The sequence below is a fragment of the Streptomyces sp. NPDC001056 genome (assembly GCF_053598955.1).
In genome coordinates, this window is the sequence record NZ_JBSFLI010000045.1 from 24357 (window position 1) to 48067 (window position 23711).

The 23711-nt window shown below is 73.1% G+C and carries 19 protein-coding genes and 2 pseudogenes; 17 read left to right on the forward strand and 4 right to left on the reverse strand.

Translation table 11 applies throughout. The features are described from left to right. Positions 1-415: 415 nt before the first annotated feature. The 4 genes and pseudogenes from ACWDD7_RS33900 to ACWDD7_RS33915 all read left to right on the forward strand — a co-directional run. Positions 416-1411, forward strand: a complete 996-nt coding sequence (locus ACWDD7_RS33900; RefSeq protein WP_450460213.1) for an ABC transporter ATP-binding protein — start codon at positions 416-418, stop codon at positions 1409-1411. Next, positions 1408-2763, forward strand: coding sequence for an ABC transporter permease (locus ACWDD7_RS33905; protein ID WP_450460214.1), 1356 nt, complete (start codon positions 1408-1410; stop codon positions 2761-2763). Before ACWDD7_RS33900 ends, ACWDD7_RS33905 begins: the two co-directional genes overlap by 4 nt. A gap of 3 nt (positions 2764-2766) precedes the next feature. Beyond that, positions 2767-5523, forward strand: a complete 2757-nt coding sequence (locus ACWDD7_RS33910) for an alkaline phosphatase family protein (protein ID WP_450460215.1) — start codon at positions 2767-2769, stop codon at positions 5521-5523. A 96-nt stretch (positions 5524-5619) separates the two neighbouring features. Next, positions 5620-6006: pseudogene (locus tag ACWDD7_RS33915) on the forward strand (N-acetyltransferase family protein); the annotation flags it as partial. Positions 6007-6252: 246 nt separating this feature from the next. On the opposite strand, the gene ACWDD7_RS33920 reads toward ACWDD7_RS33915, so the two are convergent. Next, positions 6253-6393: a hypothetical protein gene (locus ACWDD7_RS33920; protein ID WP_450460216.1), complete on the reverse strand. Its 141-nt coding sequence runs from the start codon at positions 6391-6393 to the stop codon at positions 6253-6255. Positions 6394-6397: 4 nt separating this feature from the next. Between ACWDD7_RS33920 and ACWDD7_RS33925 the strand changes: the two genes are divergently transcribed. From ACWDD7_RS33925 to ACWDD7_RS33960, 8 genes and pseudogenes are all read left to right on the forward strand, one after another. Next, complete coding sequence (locus tag ACWDD7_RS33925; RefSeq protein WP_450460230.1) at positions 6398-7597, forward strand: serine hydrolase domain-containing protein; 1200 nt, start codon at positions 6398-6400, stop codon at positions 7595-7597. Positions 7598-7662: 65 nt separating this feature from the next. Next, positions 7663-9165, forward strand: a complete 1503-nt coding sequence (locus ACWDD7_RS33930) for an alpha/beta hydrolase (protein ID WP_450460217.1) — start codon at positions 7663-7665, stop codon at positions 9163-9165. Between the two features lie 89 nt (positions 9166-9254). After that, a pseudogene (locus ACWDD7_RS33935) lies at positions 9255-9352 on the forward strand. 211 nt (positions 9353-9563) lie between these two features. Then, complete coding sequence (locus ACWDD7_RS33940; protein WP_450460218.1) at positions 9564-10307, forward strand: HAD family hydrolase; 744 nt, start codon at positions 9564-9566, stop codon at positions 10305-10307. Then, complete coding sequence (locus ACWDD7_RS33945) at positions 10304-12691, forward strand: glycoside hydrolase family 65 protein (RefSeq protein WP_450460219.1); 2388 nt, start codon at positions 10304-10306, stop codon at positions 12689-12691. The genes ACWDD7_RS33940 and ACWDD7_RS33945 overlap by 4 nt, the downstream gene beginning before the upstream one ends. A 138-nt stretch (positions 12692-12829) precedes the next feature. Continuing rightward, positions 12830-13570, forward strand: a complete 741-nt coding sequence (locus ACWDD7_RS33950) for a beta-glucanase (protein ID WP_450460220.1) — start codon at positions 12830-12832, stop codon at positions 13568-13570. Between the two features lie 38 nt (positions 13571-13608). Continuing rightward, positions 13609-14367 (forward strand): PIG-L deacetylase family protein, encoded by a 759-nt coding sequence (locus ACWDD7_RS33955; RefSeq protein ID WP_450460221.1) that lies wholly within the window; start codon positions 13609-13611, stop codon positions 14365-14367. A 75-nt stretch (positions 14368-14442) separates the two neighbouring features. Further along, positions 14443-14658 carry a hypothetical protein gene (locus ACWDD7_RS33960; RefSeq protein WP_285563165.1) on the forward strand — a complete coding sequence of 72 codons (216 nt, stop codon included), beginning with the start codon at positions 14443-14445 and terminating at the stop codon, positions 14656-14658. Between the two features lie 523 nt (positions 14659-15181). Here the strand turns inward: ACWDD7_RS33960 and ACWDD7_RS33965 are convergent. Next, positions 15182-15703 carry a putative immunity protein gene (locus ACWDD7_RS33965; RefSeq protein WP_351868263.1) on the reverse strand — a complete coding sequence of 174 codons (522 nt, stop codon included), beginning with the start codon at positions 15701-15703 and terminating at the stop codon, positions 15182-15184. 222 nt (positions 15704-15925) lie between these two features. Here ACWDD7_RS33965 and mgtA point away from each other — a divergent pair, with 222 nt between their 5' ends. Then, positions 15926-18559: a magnesium-translocating P-type ATPase gene (gene mgtA, locus ACWDD7_RS33970; protein ID WP_450460222.1), complete on the forward strand. Its 2634-nt coding sequence runs from the start codon at positions 15926-15928 to the stop codon at positions 18557-18559. 102 nt (positions 18560-18661) lie between these two features. Next, a complete protein-coding gene (locus ACWDD7_RS33975) occupies positions 18662-19696 on the forward strand; it encodes a cytochrome c oxidase assembly protein (RefSeq protein ID WP_450460223.1) in 1035 nt (344 codons plus the stop codon). Between the two features lie 9 nt (positions 19697-19705). Here ACWDD7_RS33975 and ACWDD7_RS33980 read toward each other — a convergent pair whose 3' ends face one another. Next, positions 19706-20308, reverse strand: coding sequence for a helix-turn-helix domain-containing protein (locus ACWDD7_RS33980; RefSeq protein WP_450460224.1), 603 nt, complete (start codon positions 20306-20308; stop codon positions 19706-19708). Here ACWDD7_RS33980 and ACWDD7_RS33985 point away from each other — a divergent pair. Further along, positions 20307-20825, forward strand: a complete 519-nt coding sequence (locus ACWDD7_RS33985) for an N-acetyltransferase family protein (protein WP_450460225.1) — start codon at positions 20307-20309, stop codon at positions 20823-20825. The two genes, ACWDD7_RS33980 and ACWDD7_RS33985, sit on opposite strands and share 2 nt — an antisense overlap. A gap of 137 nt (positions 20826-20962) precedes the next feature. Next, a complete protein-coding gene (locus ACWDD7_RS33990; protein WP_450460226.1) occupies positions 20963-22294 on the forward strand; it encodes a chloride channel protein in 1332 nt (443 codons plus the stop codon). Between the two features lie 36 nt (positions 22295-22330). Here the strand turns inward: ACWDD7_RS33990 and ACWDD7_RS33995 are convergent, their stop codons facing one another. Further along, positions 22331-22882, reverse strand: a complete 552-nt coding sequence (locus tag ACWDD7_RS33995) for a YciI family protein (protein WP_450460227.1) — start codon at positions 22880-22882, stop codon at positions 22331-22333. 184 nt (positions 22883-23066) lie between these two features. Between ACWDD7_RS33995 and ACWDD7_RS34000 the strand changes: the two genes are divergently transcribed. Continuing rightward, positions 23067-23711 (forward strand): alpha/beta hydrolase (locus ACWDD7_RS34000; RefSeq protein ID WP_450460228.1); only part of this gene is annotated, 645 nt, incomplete at its 3' end.

Genomic DNA, 23711 nt, shown 5'->3' on the forward strand with positions numbered 1-23711 from the left:
CCGTTGCTTGCAGCTACCAAGTGAGTGTAGGGCCTGGTCGACGCCACCTGTACGCCGGCGTCCGGTCATGCTTCGGCAATCCGAGGACCGGTGGGGCGGGGGGAGCAGGGTACCCGGCCATCCTGTGTGCCCGGACCGCACTCCACGCTGGCCGGGCATCGCGGTACTGCCGTCCGGCCGGGTGGGACGCGCTCTAGGGTGACCGCGGCGGCGCTCCGTCCGTTGGACACGGGGGCGCCGTGCGCGCACGCGCGGGCGGGGGTGGGGGGTGCCGCGCGGCCCGGTCCGGGTCGCGCGCGGGGGGCGTGGCGTGTCGAACGGCTGTTGTCCCTCGTTCCCGGAACGTTCAACTCTCCTCCCTGCCAGGGTTCTTCGGCGCACGCCTACGGTCCTTGCGGTCTTGGAGGAGGAGTTCATGGACGCAGTGCTCGCGGTGCGGGCGCGCGGGATCACGAAGTGCTTCGGCGATGTGGTCGCGCTCGACGGGGTCGATCTCGACGTGACCCGGGGTCAGATCCACGGACTGGTCGGGCCGAACGGGGCCGGGAAGACAACGTTGCTCGGCCTGCTGCTCGGGCTCGCCGTCGCCGACGACGGCGCTCTGGAGATCCTCGGAGCGCCGGTCGGGCGTGCGCTTTCGGCCGTTGACGGAGTGGCCGGTTTTGTCGACGGTCCGGGCCTGTACCCGTCATTGACCGCCCGGCGGAACCTGGCCGCGCTGGCCTCGCTGCGCGGGCGCGACGCGCGGACGGCGGGGATCGAGGAGGTGCTCGCCGAGGTCGGTCTGCGCGATGTCGCCGACGACCGGGTGCGCGGCTTCTCGCTCGGCATGCGGCAGCGGCTCGGGCTCGCCGCCGCCCTGCTCACCCGGCCCCGGCTGCTCGTCCTGGACGAACCCGCCAACGGCCTCGACCCGTCGGGCAAGCGGCATGTGCACCGCGTCCTGAACCGGCTCGCGGCGGACGGCACGAGCGTCGTGCTGTCCAGCCACCGGATGGACGACGTCGAGGCGCTGTGCTCCGAGGTCACCATCCTCGCCACCGGACGGGTCGTCTTCTCCGGCCCGCTCACCGAACTCGCTTCTGAGAACAGCGAGTTGGAGTACCGCTTGCTCACCTCCGACCCCGAGGCCGCGCGGCGGCTGGCCGCCGGGACGGACGGCGTGCGGGTCGTGGCGGACGGCGGGACGCGGTACGGCGACGAGGTGCTGGTCGTACGGGCGTTGGTGCCCGCGCTCGACCGGCTCGTCTCCAGCGTCGTGCGGTCGGACATCGCGGTGCGCGAGCTGGCGCCGGTCGTCTCGCCGTTGGAAGCCGCCTTCCTCGCCCTCACCGAGCGGCAGGAACAACAGGACCAGCGGGACCAGCACGAGCGGAACGAGCGGCGGGAACCGCAGGAGGCCGGCCGATGACCGTCACGCCCACCGCGGAGCACCCCGCCCCCGCCCGCCCGGTCTCCGTGCCGCGCGGCTACCGCTTCGAGCTGGTCAAGCTGGTGTCCCAGTGGCGGATCCGGCTGCTGGTGCTCGCCTGCTGGATCGTGCCGGCGGTGTTCGTCGTCGGCGTGAGCGCGCAGAGCACCCTGCCCTCGGACACCCTGTTCGGGCGCTGGATGCACGCCACCGGCTGGGCCGGGCCGCTGGTGGTGCTCGGTTTCGCGGGCACCTGGGCGCTGCCGCTGCTGACCTCGGTCGTCGCCGGTGACGTGTTCGCGGCCGAGGACCGGCTCGGCACCTGGCGCCATCTGCTCGTGGTCGTACGGTCGGCCCGGCGGATCTTCGTGGCCAAGACCCTGGCCAGCCTCACCGTCATCCTGCTGCTCGTGGCCGGGCTGGCCTGTTCCAGCGCGGTCGGCGGTCTGCTCGCGGTCGGCGACCACCCGCTGGTCGGCCTCGACGGCCATCTGCTCACGCCGTCGGACGCCGCCGTCAGGGTCCTGCTCGCCTGGGTCGCCGTCCTCGCGCCGACGCTGGCGCTCGCCGGGATCGGACTGCTCGGCTCCGTGACGCTGGGCCGCTCCCCCATGGGCCTTCTCCTCCCCGCGGTCGTGGCGCTCGCGATGCAGCTCGCGCAGATGCTGCCGCTGCCCCTCGTCGTGCGCCTCGCGCTACCGGGCTACGCCTTCATCGCCTGGAACGGCCTGTTCACCAGCCCCGAGCAGGTCGGTCCGCTACTCATCGGCGTCGCGGTGAGCCTCGCGTGGGCGCTCACCGCGACCGTGCTGGCCTATGTGCTCTTCCTGCGGCGCGACTTCACCGATTCGAGCTACGACGGCTCGGGCCGGCGCGCGGTGGCGGCGGGACTGCTGCCGCTCGTGGGCCTGGTCGCCGTGTCGGCCGCCGTGATCGCGCCGGCGACCGGGGTGTCGGGCTCCGGCATCGAGCAGGACAAGGTCCAGCGCTCGCTCGCCACCGCCTTCGCCCACCTGTACCGGATGCAGACCGAGCAGCTCCACCGACCCCACGTCACCGAGGCGCAGTTGAGGGCCACGGCCGCGTGCGACAAGGGCAGCGACAAGGTCGCCGTCCAGGGTCCGGGCAACGACTGGCGCTGCGTCGTGTCCTGGCATCTCCCCGGCGTCGAGGCCACCGGTACGGCCGTCTACCAGCTCGACGTCACCTCGGACGGGCGGTTCGTCGCCGACGGCGACGGCCCGAAGGAAGTGAACGGCTACTTCCTGGTGCGCACCCCCACCGGGGACGCACCGAACCCGCTGTGGCAGTTCGACGGCAACGTCGAGCTGCTTCCCACCTCGAAGGGATAACCCATGCAGGTAACACGCCGCCGCAGGCGTGTCCAGAAAGAGCGTTCGGGCTTGCTGTCCGGGCGCTTCGGCCGCCGGATACCCCTGGTGACCGCTGGGACCTCCGCGCTCGCGCTCATCGCGGCCGGTGCCGCCTTCGCCCAGACCCATCAGTTCGGTACCCAGCAGGTCGGCCAGACCACGCGCAACGGCCAGGTCATCTCCAGCGACCAGTACATCGCCCCCTACGGCGAGCACCTGGTCGTGAACAACGGCAAGATCATGTCGTCCACGGTCAGCCCGGACGGCACCCACCTCGCCGCCTCCGTCGCCGACGGCGGCAGCGCGCTGGCCGTCGTGGACCTGAACGGCTGGAAGGTGCAGCAGGTCGTCGGCAACGCCGCGTCGTCCAGCCCGCGCATCAAGGGCAACGATGTCGGCCAGGAGGGACCGACCTACTCCCCCGACGGCAAGCAGCTGTGGCTCGGTCAGACCGACGGCTACACCCGCTTCACCGTGAACGCGGACGGCACGGTCGCCGACCCGGCGTACATCAAGATCCCGGTGGACGGCGGCAAGCACGCGCTCGTCGGCGCCGCGGTGTTCTCGGCCGACGGCTCCACCGTGTACGCGGCGGTCAACGGCCAGAACCGGGTGGTCGCCATCGACACGGCGACCGGGAGCATCACGCGGAGCTGGCCCGTGGGCAACGCCCCGCGTGGCCTGGTGCAGGTCGGCGACAAGCTGTACGTGAGCAACGAGGGCGGGCGCCCGGCCGAGGCCGACGACACCACCATCAACTCGTACGGCACCCAGGTCCCGGCCGACCCGAAGACCGGCGCCACCACCACGGGCACGGTCAGCGTCATCGACCTGGCGCACCCGTCCGACGCCGCGAGCAGCATCGACGTCGGTCTGCACCCGACCGCGCTGTACGCCGGGAAGGGCGCGGTGTTCGTCACCAACACGGCGACCAACAGCGTGTCGGTCATCAGCACGGCCAACGACAAGGTCGTCCAGACGATCTCCACCCAGCCGTGGCCCGAGGCATCGGTGGGCTACGAGCCGGACGCGGTGACCCTCACCGACGACGGGCACCTGCTGGTGACGCTCGGCCGTGCCAACGCGGTCGCCGTCTACCGCTACACCAGCCCGCAGGAGCCGGTGAGTTACGTCGGTCTGCTGCCGACGGACTACTTCCCGGCGGAGATCGCGAGCGTCGGCGACCAGGTGGTGGTGTCCAACACCCGCGGTATCGACGCGCTGCGTCCCACCACCAGGGCCGGGCACGGCACGCACGACACCACGTCGAGCGTGCAGCGCTTCACGCTGCCCGACGACAGCGTCATCCGGGACCAGACGTCCAAGGTCTTCAAGCAGAACGGCTGGACCGACGGCTCGGTGAGGATGGCCAAGGGCGCGAGCAGGGCCAGGCCGGTGCCGGTCCCGGCGCGCCTCGGCGACCCTTCGACGATCAAGCACGTCTTCCTGATCGTCAAGGAGAACCGCACCTACGACCAGGTGCTCGGCGACATGCCGCAGGGCAACGGCGACCCGTCGCTGACGGAGTTCGGCGAGAACGTCACGCCCAACCAGCACGCGATGGCCGAGCAGTTCGGCCTGTACGACAACACGTACGACATCGGCACCAACTCCGCCGAGGGCCACAACTGGCTGATGCAGGCGGACAACCCGGAGTACACCGAGTCCTCCGCCGGTGAGTACGCGCGCAGTTACGACACCGAGGACGACGCCCTCGGCCACCAGCGGACCGGGTTCCTGTGGACCGGTGCGCAGGCGGCGGGCAGGTCGGTGCGCGACTTCGGCGAGTTCCAGCAGTTCCTGACCAAGCCGTCGGGCGCGAGCTGGCAGAACCTGTACTGCGATGCCAAGAACATGGACGCGACCGGGCAGGACACCGCCTACACGCTGAACTCGTCCTCGCCGATCCCGTCGCTCAACGACGTGTCGGTGCACGGCTTCGCGAAGTTCGACACCAGCGTGCCGGACGTCTACCGGTACCAGATCTGGAAGCAGGACTTCGAGAAGAACGGTCCGGCGAACCTGAACATGTTCTGGCTCTCCAGCGACCACACGGGCGGTCCGGCGAGCGCCGCCGCCCAGGTCGCGGACAACGACCTCGCCACCGGCAGGATCGTGGACCGGATCTCGCACAGCAAGTACTGGAAGGACTCGGCGATCTTCGTCGTCGAGGACGACTCCCAGGCGGGTCTCGACCACGTCGACGGCCACCGTGCCCCCATCCAGATCATCAGCCCGTGGGCCCAGCACGGCACGGTCGACAGCCACTACTACTCGCAGATCACGATGATCCGCACCATCGAGCAGATCCTCGGGATCCACCCGATGAACCAGAAGGACAGCGCGGCCACCCCGATGACCGGGGCGTTCACCGGTCACCCGGACTACACGCCGTTCACCGCGCTGCCCAACCGGACCTCGCTGACCGACGGCCTGAGCACCCCGCCGTCGTGCGGCGTGGACACCCCGGCGCCGCAGGACCCGAAGGCCGCCGCGGTACCCGCGGCCAAGGTGCCGGCGGCCGAGAAGGCGCTCGCGGCGCAGTGGGACACCTGGAAGTCCAAGCAGCGGCTGACCGGGCCGAACGCGGTGCCCGACTACGCCAACCCGGCGCAGATGAACCACTACACGTGGTACGAGACGCACAACTGGGCCAAGCCGTACCCCGGTGAGAAGAAGCTCTACGCACCGAACGAGGTTCCGGGCGCGTACCTCCCGTCGTCGGAGAACGACGGCTGACGCACCCCGGCCGCGTGCAGGGGCCCCCGGCCGGCGTGACCGCCGGCCGGGGGCCTTCTCTGTTTCCGGCGGGGAGTCCCGGTGCAGGGTTCATCCATGGCTGATTCTTTCTCCGCAGGGTGGCCGGCCGGCTATCGGGTCCGCCCCGCCACCGCTTCCGACACCGGTGTGGTGCACCGTCTGGTCGGCGCGTGCGAGTGCGCGTTGCACGGCCGGGCGACGACCGGCGCCGATCGCATCGCGGCCGATCTGGGCTTCGCCGGCGGTGAGTCGGCGGGTGACACGGTGCTGGTCCAGGACCGTGGCGGGGACCCGGCGGCGTGGGGCTGGGTGCGGGGTCGGCGGGCCACCGTCCATGTGCACCCCGCGCACCGGGGGCGGGGGCTCGGCGCGTCCCTCCTCGCCTGGACCGAGGCGCGGGCCCGGGAGTCGGGTGGCGACCGGCTCGCCCAGACGATCTCCGACAGCGATCTCGCGGCGACGGCGCTGCTGCGGTCGGGCGGGTACGCCGGGCTGGTCACCGAGTGGCTGCTGGAGATGGCGCTGCCGGACGAGCCGGAGGTGCCGGGGCCGCCCGCGGGCGTCACGGTACGGGCGTTTCGCGCGGGCGACGAGGAGGCGGCGTACCGGCTCACGGAGGACGCGTTCGACGAGTGGCAGCAGCGGCGGAAGTCGTACGCCGAGTGGGCACGGCACACGGTCGGGCGGTCGACGTTCGCGCCGGGGGCGTCACCGGTCGCGTTCGTGGGCGAGGAGATGGTCGGGGCGGTGCTGTCGCTGGATCCGGGGTGGGACGCTGCCTGCCCCCGTACAGGTCCTGCTGCCTGCCGGAGTGATCGCGCCGCGGGCGGTCTCTACCGTGGTGCGCATGGCAATTCCTTTACTCTCACCCGCTCTTCGCGGATGTGCGGCGCTCGCCGCCGGCGCCCTCGCCGCCGTGCTGCTCGCCGCGCCGCCGTCGGCCGCCCGGCCACCGGACGCGTCCCGGGCGTGCGGCACGCACGAGGCCGTGCGCGGGTCCGTGCACCGCCTGGTCACCCAGGACCGGATCGCCGGTGTCGCGGTGCTCGCCGACGGACCCCCCACAAAGGCCGGTTGCGCGCGCTGGACGGTGACGGACGGGCTGGCCGACCTGCGCACCGGCCGCCCCATGAACGCCACGGACCGGCTGCGCGTCGGCAGCGTCACCAAGACCTTCACCGCCACCGTGGTCCTGCAACTCGCCGCCGAGCACCGGCTGTCGCTGGACGCACCGGTCGAGCGCTATCTGCCCGGCCTGATCCACGGGCACGGATACGACGGCCGGCGGATCACCGTCCGCCGGCTCCTCCAGCACACCAGCGGCCTGCCCGACTACCTCGAAGCGCCCGAATGGGAACACCCCGAGGCGCTGCGCCACCGCCACTTCGAGCCGCGCGAACTCATAGCCCGCGCGCTCCGTTTGCCGCACCCGGAGCAGAGCTGGCACTACGCGACCACCAACTACGTGGTGGCCGGGCTGATCGTCCAGGCCGTCACCGGGCACTCCCCCGAGGCGGAGATCACCCGCCGCGTCATCGCACCGCTCGGGCTGCGCGACACCTACTGGCCCGGTGATGACTCCCGTGTCCAAGGACCCCATTCCCGGAGCTACTTCACCGACGCCGGGGGCCACCGGGTCGACGGCACCGACTGGAACATGACCTTCGGGGACGTCGGTGGCGCTCTGGTGTCCACGCCGGACGACCTGACGCGGTTCGCCACCGCGCTGTTCGGCGGCCGCCTGCTGCCCCCGGCGCAACTCGCTGAGATGCGGCGGACGGTGCCCGCCGACCCCGACCGGATCTGGCCCGGCGCGCGCTACGGGCTCGGGCTGATCACGACGCCGCTCCCCTGTGGCGGGGCCTGGTGGGGCCATGCGGGGACGGTGCCGGGCGGGCACCGGGCCCTGGTGGCCGTCGGGCCCGGTGGGCGCAGTGTCGCCGTGGCCCTGAACGAGACACCGGCCACGCTCCAGGCCGAGCTGGACTTCCTCGACGTCGTCGACAAGGCCTTCTGCGAGGAAGGCTCCCCTGCCGAAAGGACAACCGCATGACCACCTCCTTCGAAGGCGACAGGCGCGGGCGCCGCTTACGCCGTCGCGTGACGCGGACCGGCCCAATGGCCGCGCTGTGCCTGGCGGGGGCGCTCACCCTGGGGGCCGCCCCGGCATCCCCCGCCGCCCCCGCCGATCCCCTGGCCCGCTATCACCACCAGCACCTCACCTGGAAGAGCTGCCTGCTCGGCCCCGACGACGAGACCGGCAAGGAACTCGAACAGGCGGGCGCCCGATGCGCCGACGTCACCGTGCCGCTGGACTACACACGGCCCGGCGGCCGTACGATCACCGTCGCCGTCTCCCGGATCCGGGCCACGGACTCCGCGCACCGCGTCGGCGCGCTGCTGCTCAACAGCGGCGGTCCCGGCGGGCAGACGATCGGTGATCCGCCATGGGTGCGCAAGGCCATGAAGGACGTCGGCGGGCGGTACGACGTGGTGGGGGTGGACCCACGCTTCGTGGGCCGCAGCTCTGTGCTGGACTGCCAGTGGCCGACCGGCAGCATGATCCGCGGGGCGGGCAAGGACCGCGCCGGCTTCGACCGCATGGTGTCCTTCTCCGCCGACCTCGCCCGACGCTGCCGTGCCCACGCGGGCGACCTGGTGCCGTACGCGAGCACCCGCAACAGCGCCCGCGACATGGACGTGGTCCGGGCGGCCCTGGGCGAGCGGCGGATCTCCTATCTCGGCTACTCGTACGGCAGTTACCTCGGCGAGGTGTACACCACGATGTTCCCCGGCCGCACCGACCGGGTGGTGCTGGACGGCGTGATCGATCCCGCCCGCTACGGTCCCCGACTGCTGCGGGGCACGGAGGCCGCGGGGAAGCACGCCCTGCGCGACTGGGCGGACTGGGCCGCCGCGCACGACCAGGACTACGGCCTGGGCCGCACCGGGAGCGCGGTCCTCGCGACGGTGGAGCGGATCCAGTCGGCCGCCGAGCACGCTCCCCTGCGGGTGGGCGGGTACCGGGTGGACGAACAGATCGTCCCCACCCTCGTCTTCAACGGCCTCTCCCAGGACAATTCCCTGGCCTTCGGCGACTTCGCCCAGGGAGTGCGGGACCTGCGGCTCGCCGCCGAGGGGCACCCGGTGTCCCCGTCCCCGTGGCTGGCGGAGTCCCTCCGGTTCCTGCTGACGGGGCACGACTCCACGTACGGCAGCGCGCAGACGGCGGTCCTGTGCGGCGACGAGGCCGCGCCCCGCGATCCGGAGACCTACTGGCGCGATCTGCGGCAGGCCGGGACCGATGACCGGCTGTTCGCCCCCGTCACGAACGACATCAACGCGTGCGCGTTCTGGGACGCCCCCCGTGAGCGGCCCACCCGGATACGCGCCGACCTCCCGGCCCTGCTGGTCAACGCCACCGGCGACCCGCGCACGGTGTACCCCGGCGCCCAGGCGGTCCACCGTGCCTGGCCCAGCTCCCGGCTGATAACCCTGCACGACGCCGACCAGCACGCGGTGTTCGGCGTCTTCGGCAGCGCGTGCGTGGACGACGCGGTGAACGCCTACCTCGCTACCGGCCGCCTGCCGGCCACGGACACGTCCTGCCCCCGCGGCTGACGCGTCAGGGACACATCAGCACCCCGTCAGGGGCCGCTGCCATCCTCTTCTTGTGAACGGAACGGGGCACCATCCCGGACCGGGAACAAGGAGAGGTGCCCGGAGCGGTTGATCGGGGACCGACGAGCTCGCCTCAAGGTCGGACCTTCAGGGGTCCACGCAGGTTCGAATCCTGCCCTCTCCGCCAGCGTGCCCCGTCCTCGGTCCTCCGTCGGCGGAGACCAGGGCGCCACCGGGGGCCGCGGTCCCTCCCAAGCGCTGCGGAACATCTCATCCGCGTCACCGGCGGCGAGCGCCGGGGCCCGCGTCCCCGTTCGCTCCTCGACCGGCCGGGTGCCTTCCGTCCTGCCGGGCGCTGTCGCCTCGCCGCCGGTCGCCGGGGAACCTAACCTCGGAGTATGCCCCGGCTTCCCGCACACGTACGCGCCTGTCTGTTCGACCTCGACGGGGTCCTCACCCAGACCGCCAAGGTGCACGCGGCGGCCTGGAAGGAGATGTTCGACGCCTATCTGCGCGAGCGCGCGCGGCGGGAGGGGAGGGAGTTCGTGCCCTTCGACGCGGTGCGGGACTACGACGAGTACGTGGACGGCCGGCCGAGGGAGGACGGGGTGCGCACCTTCCTCGCGGCGCGTGGGGTGCGGCTGCCCGAGGGGTCCCCGGACGATCCGCCGGACGCCGAGACCGTGAACGCGCTGGGCACCCGCAAGAACGAGCTGGTGCTGCGCCGGATCCGGGAGGACGGCGTGGAGCCGTACGAGGGCTCGGTCCGCTTCCTGCACGAGGCCCGCGAGGCGGGTCTGGCGTGTGCGGTGGTGTCGTCCAGCGCCAACGCCCGGGACGTGCTCGCCGCGGCCGGTATCGCGGACCTGTTCGACGAGCGGATCGACGGGGTGGTGACACGCGAACGGCGGTTGCGCGGCAAACCCGCTCCGGACACCTATCTGGAGGCGGCCCGGGGACTGGACACGGAGCCCGGTGCGGCCGCCGTGTTCGAGGACGCGCTCGCCGGTGTCGAGGCCGGGCGGGCGGGGAGGTTCGGGCTGGTCGTGGGGGTGGACCGGGTGGGGCAGGCGGAGCAGCTGCGGGCGCACGGCGCCGACGTGGTGGTACGCGACCTGGCGGAGCTTCTGGAGTCGCCGTGATCACCCATCCCAGTTACACCGTCGAGCCCTGGTCGCTGCGCGAGACCGAGCTGAACCTGGACGTGCTCGCGCAGAGCGAGTCGGTGTTCGCGCTGTCCAACGGGCACGTCGGCTGGCGCGGCAACCTGGACGAGGGCGAGCCGCACGGACTGCCGGGCGCCTATCTCAACGGCGTCCACGAGCGGCACCCACTGCCCTACGCGGAGGCCGGTTACGGCTATCCCGAGTCCGGCCAGACGGCGATCAACGTCACCGACGGCAAGGTCATCCGGCTGCTGGTGGACGACCACCCGTACGACATGCGCTACGGCCGGGTCCTGTCCCACGAGCGGGTGCTGGACTTCCGTACCGGTGTGCTCAGCCGCACCGCCCGCTGGACCTCACCCGGCGGCCGCACGGTGCGCATCACCTCACGGCGGCTGGTGTCCTTCACCCAGCGCGCGGTGGCCGCGGTCGTCTACGAGGTGGAGCCGGAGGACGGACCGGCCTCGATCGCCATCCAGTCCGAACTGGTCGCCAACGAGCAACTCCCGCATGTCGAGGGCGATCCCCGCGTCGCCGCCGCGACCGGGTCCCCGCTGACGGCGGAGGAGCACTACGCCGAGGAGACCCGGCTGCGCCTCGTGCACCACACGGACCGCAGCGGGCTGCGGGTGGGCGCGGCGGCCGACCATCTGGTGGAGGGTCCCGACGGCACCCGCTGGTCGGCCCAGTGCGAGCCCGACGTCAGCCGGCTGACGGTGACCGCGGACCTGGCGCCCGGACAGCCGCTGCGGCTGGTCAAGTTCGTGGCCTACGGCTGGTCCGGTGAGCGTTCGCTACCGAGCATGCACGACCAGGTGGACGGGGCGGTGGCGGTCGCCGTCAGCACCGGCTGGGACGGTCTGGTCGCGGAGCAGCGGGCGTATCTGGACCGGTTCTGGGCGGGCGCGGACGTCGAGGTGGAGGGGGACGCGCAGATCCAGCAGGCGGTGCGGTTCGCCCTCTTCCACGTGTTGCAGGCGGCGGCCCGCGGCGAGAACCGGGCGATCGCGGCGAAGGGGCTGACCGGGACCGGGTACGACGGGCACTCCTTCTGGGACACCGAGTCGTACGTGATGCCGGTGCTGACGTTCACCGCGCCCGAGACCGTGGCGTCGGCGCTGTGCTGGCGGCACAGCACCCTGCCGGCGGCCCGCGAGCGTGCCCGTCAACTGGGCCTCCAGGGAGCGGTGTTCCCATGGCGGACGATCGACGGCGCGGAGTGCTCCGCCTACTGGCCGGCCGGGACCGCCGCCTTCCACATCAACGCGGACATCGCGCTGGCCACGGTCCGGTACATCGCGGCGACCGGCGACGAGGACTTCGAGCGCGGGGTCGGGCTCGACCTCCTGGTGGACACCGCCCGGCTGTGGCGCTCCGTCGGCCATCACGACCCGGAGGGCGTCTTCCACATCGACGGGGTCACCGGTCCCGACGAGTACAGCGCCATCGCCCGGGACAACCTGTACACCAACCTGATGGCCCGGCAGAACCTGCTGGCCGCAGCGGACATGGCCACCCGCCATCCGGAGCGGGCCGACGAACTCGGCGTGGACGACGAGGAGGCCGCGGCCTGGCGGGACGCCGCGGCCCGGATGGCGATCCCCTACAACGAGACCCTCGGCGTGCACGAACAGTCCGCCGGGTTCACGCACTTCCAGCGCTGGGACTTCGAGTCGACGCCGCCCGAGAACTACCCGCTCCTGCTCAACTACCCCTACTTCGACCTGTATCGCAAGCAGGTGGTGAAGCAGGCCGACCTGGTGCTGGCGATGATGGAGTGCCCGTACGCGTTCACCGAGGAGGAGAAGGCGCGCAACTTCGCCTACTACGAGGCGCTGACGGTGCGCGACTCCTCCCTGTCGGCATGCTGCCAGGCGGTGCTCGCCGCCGAGACCGGGCACCTCAGGCTGGCGTACGCCTATCTCGGCGAGGCCGCGCTGATGGACCTGGACGACCTGGAGCACAACACCCGCGACGGGCTGCACATCGCCTCCCTCGCCGGGACGTGGATCGCCCTCGTCGGCGGCTTCGGTGGCCTGCGCTGGCATCTCGGCGAGGACGAACGGCCGGACGTGCTCGGCTTCGCGCCGCGCCTGCCCGAGGCGCTGTCCCGGGTGAGGTTCACGGTGCAGTTGCGCGGGCGCCGGCTGACGGTGGACATCGCCCCGACACGGGTGCGCTACCGGCTGGCGGAGGGCGACCCGGTGACGTTCCTCCACTACGGCGACCCGGTCACCGTGACCGCCGACGCGCCGCAGGACCGCCCGGTCCCGCCCCCGCCGGTGCGCCCGGAGCCACAGCAGCCCCGGGGGCGCGGCCCGCAGGGGCCGGCCGAGCAGGACGAGACGTCGGAACAATAGGCCTGCACGCCAACGGGATTCAGCCCCCTCCGGGACGGCCGACCGGCCCTCACCCGGACGGGTACATCCGGCCAACAGTCACGGCCCGCACGCATGACCGGCCCCCAGGCGGTGAGACATCCGGTCATGGAGAGGAACATGGACGAACCGCCGCGGGGCGGCCCGTTACCGGGCGCCCCGCGTTTCCCGGCCGCTCCCGACGTGGTGTTCACGGCGGACTTCGCCTCCACGTCCCAGTGGGTCGCGGGCCGCTCGCGGGCGTTTCCGGGCGGCGGCCCGGCCCATCCGGACGAGGACAGGCTGGACCGGCTGGTACCCGACCCCGGCCACTGCCGCTCGGGTGTCTTCCGGGCCACCCCGCGGGCGGACGGCCGTTGGGACACGGGGCTGTTGACCACCGAGGGCAGTCAGGAGGGGTTCACCGTACAGCCGGGCGATGTGCTGGAGGCCCGGGTGCGGCTGCCCCGGGAGACCGGCGCCTGGCCGGCCATCCGGACCTGGCGGGACGGGGGTCAGGGCGTGGACGTTTTCGAGTACCACGTGGACAACCCCGACCATCTGGAGTTCACCAACCGCGTGCGCAGCGCCAGTTGTTACCTCCACGACGACGCGATCCGTCCCGGCGCCTGGGTGGACCTGCGCACCGAGTTCGGGCCCCGCTGCGTGATCTGGTCGCTGAACGGGGCCTCGGTGTTCGCGGACCACCGGGGCGTGGGGCAGGCCTGGCGGGCCCATCTCATCGTCGCCCTCTCGGTGTGCGCCGGGCGATATCATCCGCCACCGGAGCCCGGGACGAGCGAGATGTCGTTCGAGGTGGGCAGTCTGACCGTGCGCCGCCCCTTCGGAGGTGCGCGTACGGCGTACGCGCGTCCCGTGTGAGCCATTCCCCAGATCCCCCGGCGAAGGTGGTCCCGTCCATGCACGTGCCGAGTCTGCTCGCGGTGTTCGCCCACCCGGACGACGAGTCGCTGTCGGCGGGCGGGGTGCTGGCCCGGCACGCGGACGCGGGCGCCCGTACCGGGGTCGTCACGTCGACCTGGGCGGAAGGCACCGGCCGCGCCGCGGAGTTGGCCGACGCGCTGCGCATCCTCGGCGCCGGCGAGCCCCGGCTGCTCGGGTACGCCGACGCGCGGGTGCCGTGGTCGGCGCCGGGCCGCGCACGGTTCTGCGACGCGCCGCTGGACGAGGCCGTGAGCCGGCTGGTGGCGCACATCCGTGAGTTCCGCCCGGAGATCGTCGTGACCCACGATGCCTACGGAGGGCTGACGGGGCATCCGGACCATGTGCACACCCATCGGGTGACCGTGCTCGCGGCCCGTGCGGCCGGGCTCCCGCGGTTCCGTCCGGACGCCGGCGCCCCCTGGCAGCCGCGCGCGCTGTACCTGGCCACCCACCCGGACTCGGCCGTCGCGGTGCTGCGCGAGGTGGTCGGCACGCGCAGGACGGCGTACAGCGTGCCGGACGAGCTGATCACGGCGACGGTCGATGTCGGGCCCTGGCTGGAGCGGAAGACCGCCGCCGTCCTGGCGCACCGCTCCGAGGTGGAGCGCGGGGCCGTTCCGGGACTGCTCGCCGGCCTGTCCGCACCGGAGCGGCGGCGGCTGATGGGCACCGAGTGGTTCATCCGGCATGACCTCGCGACCCTGGCACCGGCGCAAACGGAGCTGACCGCCTGACCGCCGAGAGGCGGACGCACGTCCGATTGGCCATGCTGGGCTGAGAGTGGCAGTTCTCGCGACAAGGAGCACGGCATGCCGACGGACACGGTCGGACGATTCATGGCGGCCCTGGACCCCGATCAGCGGGAGACCATCGGCGCGAAGCCGCGCGCCGAGCAGGAGCAGCTGGCGGCGGCCTGGGAGCGGGAGCTGGAGGCGGACGACGAACTGGACACCCTGGACGAGCTGTCCCCACCGGCCGCGGAAGCCGAGGCGGCACGTCGCGTCCTGCACCGCGAGGCGGGCTGAACGACCGCCCCGGGACTCCCTCCGCCCGACCCACGAAGCCGCGTAGCGCCGACCGCCTCGACCCGTCACGCGGCGAGACGCGAGGCCCCACCCCCGAGACGGCCCCCGTCAGCGATCACGAGGCGAGGACGGACCGGCCACCGCCCCACCGGTGGTCCACGAGACCGAGTGGCGTCCGCCGGCCGGGCCCGAGGCAGGTCCTGGGCCGAGGCCCGGAGCGATCACCGTCCGGCCGTGAGACGGCCCGCCGTGCTCAGGGCCCGGCGAGCCGGTGGCGGAAGCCTGCCGCCTGGTCCGAGGCGCCCGCCCGGCCCCGTGTCCCGAGCCCGAGTAGCGCCGGCCACCCGGCCCTCCACGCCCCTGGGCCGAAGGGCCCGGCGAGCGACCGCCGGCGGACTCCGAGGTGGCCCGCCACGCCCTGGGCAGCACGCCGACGGCACCCGTCGCCCGGCGCCGAGGCGACCCGCCGCCCCCTGGGCCGAGAGGCCGGACGGCGGCCGTCGTCCGGCGCGGCGCGTCCGTCTCAGGCCCGCAGCGCGCTGTCCAGTTCCCGGATGTATCCGCCCACGCGGCCCCCTCCGGGAGGTGCGGGGGGCAGTCGGCCGAGTACGGCGGTGACCGCGGCGGGGGCGTGACCGCGCGCCCACGCGAGGGCGGCGGCGGCGACCGCCGGGTCCTCGGCGGCCGCCAGCTCCGCCGCCCGGGCCGCGTGTGCCGCCGCGCCGAGGATGTGTTTGACCTGGTGGGCGTCGGCGAGGGGGTGGAGGAACGCGGCGCCCGCCGCGTGGCTCGCGGCGCGGGCGGCGTCGGCGGCGACCGGTGAGCCGGCCTCCCGCGCCGCGCGGAACGCCGCGAAGGCGCAGCGACGCAGCGCCTGGGTGCGCCGGCCGCCGCCGGCGAAGGCGCGGGCCGCGTCGACGGCCTCGCGGGGGCGCGCGTCGGCGGCGACGCTCTGTTCGAAGAGGGCGAGTGCCCTGCTCGCGCAGTCGGCCGCGTAGCCCGTGATCTCCCGCAGTTCGTCCTCGGTCAGTTCTATCCGGTCCATCCGGTCCGCTTTCCCTGGCGTGGTCGGCATCGCCCCATCCTGCCGCGGCCCGGCCCCGCACCGCAGGACGTTGAGTCGGCCGGGATGGCCCGAACGGCCCCGTGGCGATCTCGGGGCGGACGCGGAGACTGGTGACCGAGCGGCCGGTGAGGCCGACGTCCTCTCGGGCAGGAGCTTCCTCGTCATGCAGCACCGCACCAGTGTCGTCATCAGGGGCCGGGCATGGTGACCACGACCGTCGACGCCGGCCCCGGTGCCGCGAGCGGGATCGCCGCGGCGGCGGCACGACCCGGCGAGCAGGTGCTGCGCGAGCTGGGCGTGGCCGAGACCGGGCTGGCCGAGGAGGAGGCGGAGCGGCGGCTGGTGCGCTGGGGGCCGAACGCGGTCCGCTCGCACCGGGCGCGCGGTCTGCTGGTCCTGTGGCACCAGGTGCGCTCCCCGCTGCTCGGCCTGCTGCTGGCCGCCGCGGTCGTGTCGTACTTCGTCGGCGAACGCAACGACGCGGTGATCATCGCGGTGATCGTCGCCCTCTCGGTCGGCCTCGGCTTCGTCAACGAGTACCGGGCGGAGAAGACCGCCGAATCCCTGCACGCCCGTATCCGGCACCAGGTGCTGGTGCTGCGCGACGGCCGTCCGCGGGAGGTCGACGTCACCCGTCTGGTCCCGGGCGACGTGGTGGACCTGCGGCTCGGCGACGTGGTGCCCGCGGATCTGCGGCTGCTGTCGGTGACCGAGCTGAACTGCGACGAGTCGGCGCTGACCGGCGAGTCCCTGCCGGTCGCCAAGGACACGGCGGCCGTGCCCGCCGGGTCCGCGCTCGCGGAGCTGACCGGGTGTGCGCTGATGGGCAGCGTGGTGCACGCGGGCAGCGGGCGGGGGGTGGTGGTCGCGACGGGCGCGCGCACCGAGTTCGGGGCGATCGCGGCCGGGCTCGGCGAGCACCAGCTGGAGACCGAGTTCCAGGTGGGACTGCGGCGTTTCTCCATGTTTCTGGTGTACGTCGCGGGCGCGCTGACCACGACGATCTTCGTGATCAACGTGGTGCTGCACAAACCGCTCATCGACGCCCTGCTGTTCTCCCTCGCGATCGCGGTCGGCATCACGCCCCAGCTGCTCCCGGCGGTGGTCTCCACCAGCCTCGCGGCCGGTTCGCGGCGGCTGAGCAAGCTCAAGGTGCTGGTCAAGCGGTTGGTGTGCATCGAGGACCTCGGGGACGTGGACGTCCTGTTCACCGACAAGACCGGCACGCTGACGCTGGGGCGCATCGAGTTCATGCGGCCGGTGCCGCTGGGCGACGACTCGGCGCAGGACGTGCTGCGCTGGGGGCTGCTGTGCACGGAGACGGAGTTCGACCAGGGCCGGGCGGTCGGCGGCAACCCGCTGGACGCGGCGCTGTGGGCCTCCCCCGCGGCCGACGCCCAGCGCGCGGCGGTGGCCGGGTGCACCAAGACGGGGCTGCTGCCGTTCGACCATGAGCGGCGGCTGGTCTCCGTGACCGTCACCGACGCCTCGGGCGCCGCGCTGCTGGTGACCAAGGGTGCCCCGGAGGCCGTGCTGGAGCGCTGCGGGCAGGTGCCGGAGGAGGCGCGTCGGCGGCTGGAGGCGGAGTTCGCGGCGGGCAACCGGGTGGTGGCTGTCGCCACGCGTCCCCTGCCGACCGCCGCGGCACCCACCGCCGAGGACGAGCGGGGGCTGCGGCTCGCCGGGCTGCTGGTCTTCCTGGACCCGCCGAAGCCGGACGCCGCGGAGGCGCTCGAACGGCTGGCCGCGCTCGGGATCGGCGTGAAGATCGTGACCGGGGACAATGCCGCGGTGGCCGTGAAGGTCTGCCACGACCTGGGGCTCGGCGAGGTCACCGCGCTCACCGGCACGGAGCTTGACGGCCTGGACGACGCCGACCTGACCGCCGCCATCGCCCGGACGACCGTGTTCGCGCGGGTGAGTCCGGAGCAGAAGGCGCGGATCGTCCGGTTGCAGCGGGAGACCGGCAGCGATGTCGCCTTCCTGGGTGACGGCGTCAACGACGCGCTCGCCCTGCACGCCGCCGACGTGGGTATCTCCGTGGACTCGGCCACCGATGTCGCCAAGGACGCGGCGGACATCATCCTGCTGGAGAAGAGCCTCGGCGTCCTCGCGAACGGGGTAGCCGAGGGGCGGCGCATCTTCGCCAACACGATCAAGTACGTGCTGATGGGGACGTCCAGCAACTTCGGCAACATGTTCAGCGCCGCCGGTGCCTCCCTCTTCCTGAGCTTCCTGCCGATGCTGCCCTCGCAGATCCTGCTGAACAACCTGCTGTACGACACCAGCCAACTGGCCATTCCCACCGACGAGGTGGACGAGGAGCAGGTCCGCCGCCCGGCGCACTGGGACCTCGCGTTCATCCGCCGGTTCATGCTGTGCTTCGGCCCGATCAGCTCGGTGTTCGACTTCGTCACCTTCGGGGTGATGCTGTGGGTCTTCCACGCCGGGCCCGCGCAGTTCCGCACCGGCTGGTTCGTGGAGTCCCTCGCCACCCAGACGCTGGTCATCTTCGCGATCCGCACCCGGCGCAGCCCGTTCTGGCGCAGCCGGGCGAGCCTGCCGCTGGTGCTGACCACGCTGGCCGTGGTCGTCGTGGCAGCCGTACTGCCGATCACCCCGCTCGCCCCCACGCTCGGCTTCCAGCGGCTTCCCCTCGGCTACTTCGCCGCGCTGGCCGGGATGGTGGTGTGCTACCTCGTCCTGGTGGAGGTGGCCAAGCGCCTCTTCTACCGGACCCGGCCCGGCGAGGCCGGCCCGCGCGCCGCGGTCGGCCGCCGCCACCTGCGGCGCCGCGCGGCCCGCTTCAGCACGGTCGGCCGAGTGGCCCACTGAAGGACGCCTCGCGGGACCCTGCCGCCGGGTCCCGCGCCGTCGGCGGCTACTGTCACCTGTCGTCCGGTGTGCTCCCTATAGGCAGGTGGAGGCAGCTTTTCCATGTCTGGTCACGCGACGGCCGTCGTAGCGGTCGGGAGCCTGCCGGAGCTGACACCCGCGCGAGCGCTGACATCGTGGCAGGTCGATGTGCCCGCGCTGATCCTGATCGCCCTGCTGGGCGGTCTGTACGGCTGGGGTGTGCTCCGGGTGCGCCGGGCGGGCGGCACGTGGTCGCCGGGCCGGACCCTCGCGTTCACGCTGCTGGGCCTCGGCGGGCTCGCGGTGGCCACCATGTCGAGCCTCGCGGTCTACGACCATGTGCTGTTCTGGCCGGCCGCGGTGCAGAACGTCCTGCTGGACCTCATCACCCCGCTCGGCCTGGCCCTGGGCGATCCGCTGCGGCTCGCCGTCGAGGCGCTGCCCGGCGGAGGGGCCGGGCGGGTGCAGAAGGTGATGACCGGCCGGATCGTACGACTGCTCACCTTCCCCCTGGTCAGTACGGCCCTGGTGCTGGGGACCGAGCTGACGGTCTATTTCACGCCGTACTTCGCCACGGCCCTGCGCGTCGGCTGGCTGCACGAGCTGATGTACCTGCACCTGCTGGCGGCCGGTTCTCTGTTCGTCGTACCGGTGCTCACGCGTGAGGAGGCGCTGCCCACGTGGTGCAGCCACCCGGTGCGTGCGGCACTGGTGTTCCTGGACGGCGTCATCGACGCGGTGCCCGGCCTCGTGGTGATGACGCACGGCACGCTGATCGCCGGGGCCTGGTACCTGCACCACGCGCCGGCCTGGTCGCCGGACGTCCAGCGGGACCAGCAGATCGGCGGCGGCGCCATGCTCAGCATCGCCGAACTGGTCGCACTGCCTTTCCTGCTGGCGATCCTCGTGCAGTGGGCGCGCGCCGAACGCGTCCAGGCCGCGGCGCTCGACCGGCGTCTGGACCGTGACCTCACGCCGGTGGTGTCCCCGGCGCCCGCTATCGGCCGCACCGACGGCGCGTCCGACGGGGCCGAGGCCGTGCGGGTACGGCCCTGGTGGGAGACGGAGCAGAACGAGGTGGCCGCCCGGATCCGCCGCCAGCACGGCGAGGACTGACCGGCCGGATCAGGGCCGCGCGCCCCGGGCGAGGATCACGGCGTAACGGCATTCGGTGTCGGTGGTGTTGGCGAAGACGCGCGGGGCGGGATCGCCGAGTTCGAGGGTGTCCCCCGGGCCGAGTTCGTGGATGTCGTCACCGTCGTGGAAGCTCAGCCGCCCGTCGAGGACCCAGACGACCTGGCGTACGAAGGCGAAGGCCGCGGCCGGGTACGGCACCCGGGCGCCCGCGGGCAGCCGGATCTCGGCGACCTCCGCGGGGAAGCGCGGGCCGGTGATCTGGCGGCGCCGGTAGCCGGTGGCGGGGTCCCGCCATTCGGGCGTCTCGGTACGACGGCACACGCCCGCTTCCCCGTCCGTGTCCTGAGCCCGCTCCGGCCGGGCGCCTTCCGCGAGGGCGAGCAGGGAGGCGATGCTCAGCTGGAAGGCGGCGGACAGCTTGCCGAGCACCACGGCGGTGGGGCTGCTCTCACCGCGCTCGATCCGGTTGATCATGGCGCGGGAGACGCCGGACGCCTCCGCCAGCTGGGCCAGGGTCCAGCCGCGCCGTTCCCGCTCGGCGCGGATGCGGGCCGCGATCCGACCGACCAGGGGATCTACTATGTTGGACATGCTTCCAATATATGAGAGAGATCGTGTGGCGACGGTGCGCCCGGCGTGCGCCGGTGACGCGGAGGCGGTGCGCGCGATCCGCAACCACGCGATCGAGCACTCGACGGCCCTGTGGACCGAGACCCCGCAGTCGCCCGCCGAGGCCGAGGCATGGCTGGCGAGGCACCTGGAGCGCGGTTCGGCGTTCGTGGCCGAGGCCGACGGCGAGGTGGCCGGGTTCGCCACGTTCGCGCCCTGGCGGGAGCTGGAGGGCTACCGGCACACGGTGGAGGACTCGGTCTACGTCCGCGAGGGCCGGCACGGGCTCGGCATCGGCTCCGCGCTGCTCGACGCGCTCATCGCGGCGGCGCGCGAGGCGGGCCACCACCTCGTGATCGCCGGTATCGAGGCGGGCAACGCCGCGTCGATCCGGCTCCATGAGCGCTTCGGCTTCGAGCACGCCGGGACGGTGCGGGAGGCCGGCCTCAAGTTCGGCCGCCGGCTGGATCTGACGCTCATGCGGCTGGCGCTGGGCTGAGCCGGGACGCCTCGTTCCTGGGCTGGTCAGGCGCCTCCCGAGATGCGGGGCGCGGCGGGCGGTCGTTTACTGAAGCCCGCCCGGTGCGTTGCCGAACGCCACCCGAGGGCGCCGTGGGCGGTGGAGGTGGAGCGGGCGTGAGCGGCACGGTCGGGCAGTCCCCCGCGGCCGACGACCCGGCGCGGCTGCTGCTGAGCCGCGGCTATCTCCGGCTGCTTCCGCTGTCGCTGGGGCTCGGCGTGCCCATCGCGCTCGCCAGTTTCTTCTTCGTCGGCCTCCAGCACTGGATCCAGAACCTGGTGTGGCAGGAACTGCCACACACCCTCGGCCTCGGGCGCGCCCCCTGGTGGTGGCCGCTGCCCGCGCTGACGCTGGCCGGACTGATCCTCGCCCCGATCGTCACCCGGCTGCCCGGCGCGGGCGGGCATGTCCCGGTGCACGGTCTCGGCGGGGACCCCATCGGACCGCGCGCCCTGCCGGGCGTGGCGCTGGCCGCCGTACTCACCCTGCCACTGGGCGTGACCCTCGGCCCGGAGGCGCCGCTGATGGCGGTCGGGTCCGCGCTCGCGCTGCTCGGTGTGCGGGCGCTGCGACGGCATCCGGCGGATCCCGCCTCGGCGAAGGTCGTGGCCACCGCGGGTTCCACGGCGGCGATCTCCACCATTCTGGGCGGTCCGGTGGTGGCGGCCATCATGGTCGTGGAGGCCGTCGGACTCTCCGGGCCCCGGCTCGCCGTGCTGTTGCTGCCCTGTCTGACCGCGAGCGGGGCGGGCGCGCTCGTGTTCACCGGGTTCGGCCACTGGACCGGCCTGTCGACCGGCGCCCTCGCGCTGCCGACGGTGCCGCAGGACACCCTCCCGGACGCGGGCGACTTCCTGTGGGGGCTGCCGGCCGCCGCGCTGGTCGCCGTACTCGTCTCGACGGCCCACCAGTTCGGCGAGCGCACCCACCGGTGGACCTCCACGCGCGCCACGGCGATCCGCACGTCGGCCTGCGCCATGGCCGTCGGAGTCTGTCTGACGGCGTACGCCCTGCTGACCGGCCGCTCGCCCGAGGAGGCGGCGCTGTCCGGACAGACGACGCTCGGGCAGATGGCCGAGGACCCGCGCGGGTGGTCCGTGCTCGCGCTGGTGGCGCTGGTCCTGTGCAAGGCGCTCGCCTGGGGCATCAGCCTGGGCAGCCTGCGCGGCGGCCCGATCTTCCCGGCCGTGCTGATCGGCGTGGCGACCGGGCTGGCCTGCGCGGGCCTGCCGGGACTCGGCGCCGCGCCCGCGTTCGCGCTGGGCATCACGGCGGCGGCGACCGTGGTCACCGGGCAGCCCCTCACCAGCTGCGTCCTGGCGGTGCTGCTGCTCGGACGCGACGCGTACAACCAGATGCCGCTCATCGTGCTGGCGGCGGTGACCGCTCTGCTCGTCGGCCGGCTGCGGTCCCGCCGCCGGCTGGAATGCGCGCCGGCCGACGCATGACGGACGGCGTCCGAGCGCCACGCGCGCCGGGGGCCGCTAGCCGCGGCCCCCGAACCGCCAGGCGTGGACCTCGATTTCGGCGTAGCGGTCCCGGGTCAGCAGGGCGCGGGCGGCGGCCGGGCCGGGGGCCCGGAGCAGGGCCGCCGTGCCCAGCCAGAGGGCGGCGTCGTCGGAGAGCAGAGGGCCGTAGGCGATCAGGTCGTCGCCGCGCCCGGCCGGAACCGTGAGGTCGGCGGGCTCGCCCGCGCCGAGCCCGAGGACCAGGTAGCGGTTGCCGCCGGTGCGTCCGCCGGGAAAGTCCCACATGGTGCGCCCGAGCAGATTGCGCCAGCGCCGCAGCAGCACGTCCCGGTACACGCCCGCCTGGTAGCCGGGCTCGTCGAAGGCGAACGCGCGGGCCGCGGCGGGATCCGGCAGATCCAGGATGTGCACGCTGCCGGTGGGCACCTCGCCGTCGGCCGCGAGCGTCGGGCCGCGGGCGATCATCTCCTTGTCGTACCGGTCCATGTACGACCAGTGCTCCTCCAGCAACTCCATGCGGAGCGCGAGGGAGTCGGAGCGGTCGCGGTGGTGGCAGAGGAACTCCATGCGCACACTCTCTCGCGCCGATCGCCACCGCTTCACGCCCTTTTCCCGCACCGGGGACGGTCCCGTCCGGGCGGGCGGGAACCCCGCGGGCGCTCCACGTGCGGCACCGGGAGAAACCGTGCACTGTGGGAACGTCGGCCGTCCGCCCGCCGGCCCGACGGCCCGAAGATGCCGAGGAGAACCGATGTCCGATGCCGTAGCGCCCCCGCAACCGGTACTGGAGCCCGCGGCGGCCGAGTTCGCGGCGGCGACCGCGAAACCGCCGTTCCTGTTCGACCTGCCGCCCGCGGAAGGCCGTAAGGCGGTCGACGAGGTGCAGTCCGGGGACATCGGGAAACCGGCGGTCGACGAGGAGTGGATCACCGTCTCGGGCGGCCCCACGGGCAGCGTACGGGCGCGGATCGTCCGGCCCCCCGGCTCCTCCGGCAGCCTCCCGGTCATCCTCTATCTGCACGGCGCCGGCTGGGTGTTCGGCAACGCCCACACCCACGACCGCCTGGTGCGCGAACTCGCCATCGGGGCGCAGGCCGCGGTGGTCTTCCCGGAGTACGACCTCTCCCCCGAGGCCCGCTACCCGGTCGCCATCGAGCAGAACTACACCGTCGCCCAGTGGGTGGTGGAGCAGGGCGCGACCAAGGATCTGGACGGCTCGCGGATGGCGGTGGCCGGGGACTCGGTCGGCGGCAACATGAGTGCCGCCCTCACCCTGATGGCCAAGGAGCGCGGCGGTCCCGCGCTGGTCCAGCAGGTGCTGTTCTACCCGGTCACCGACGCGAACTTCGACACGCCGTCCTACCACCAGTTCGCCACCGGCTACTTCCTGCGCCGC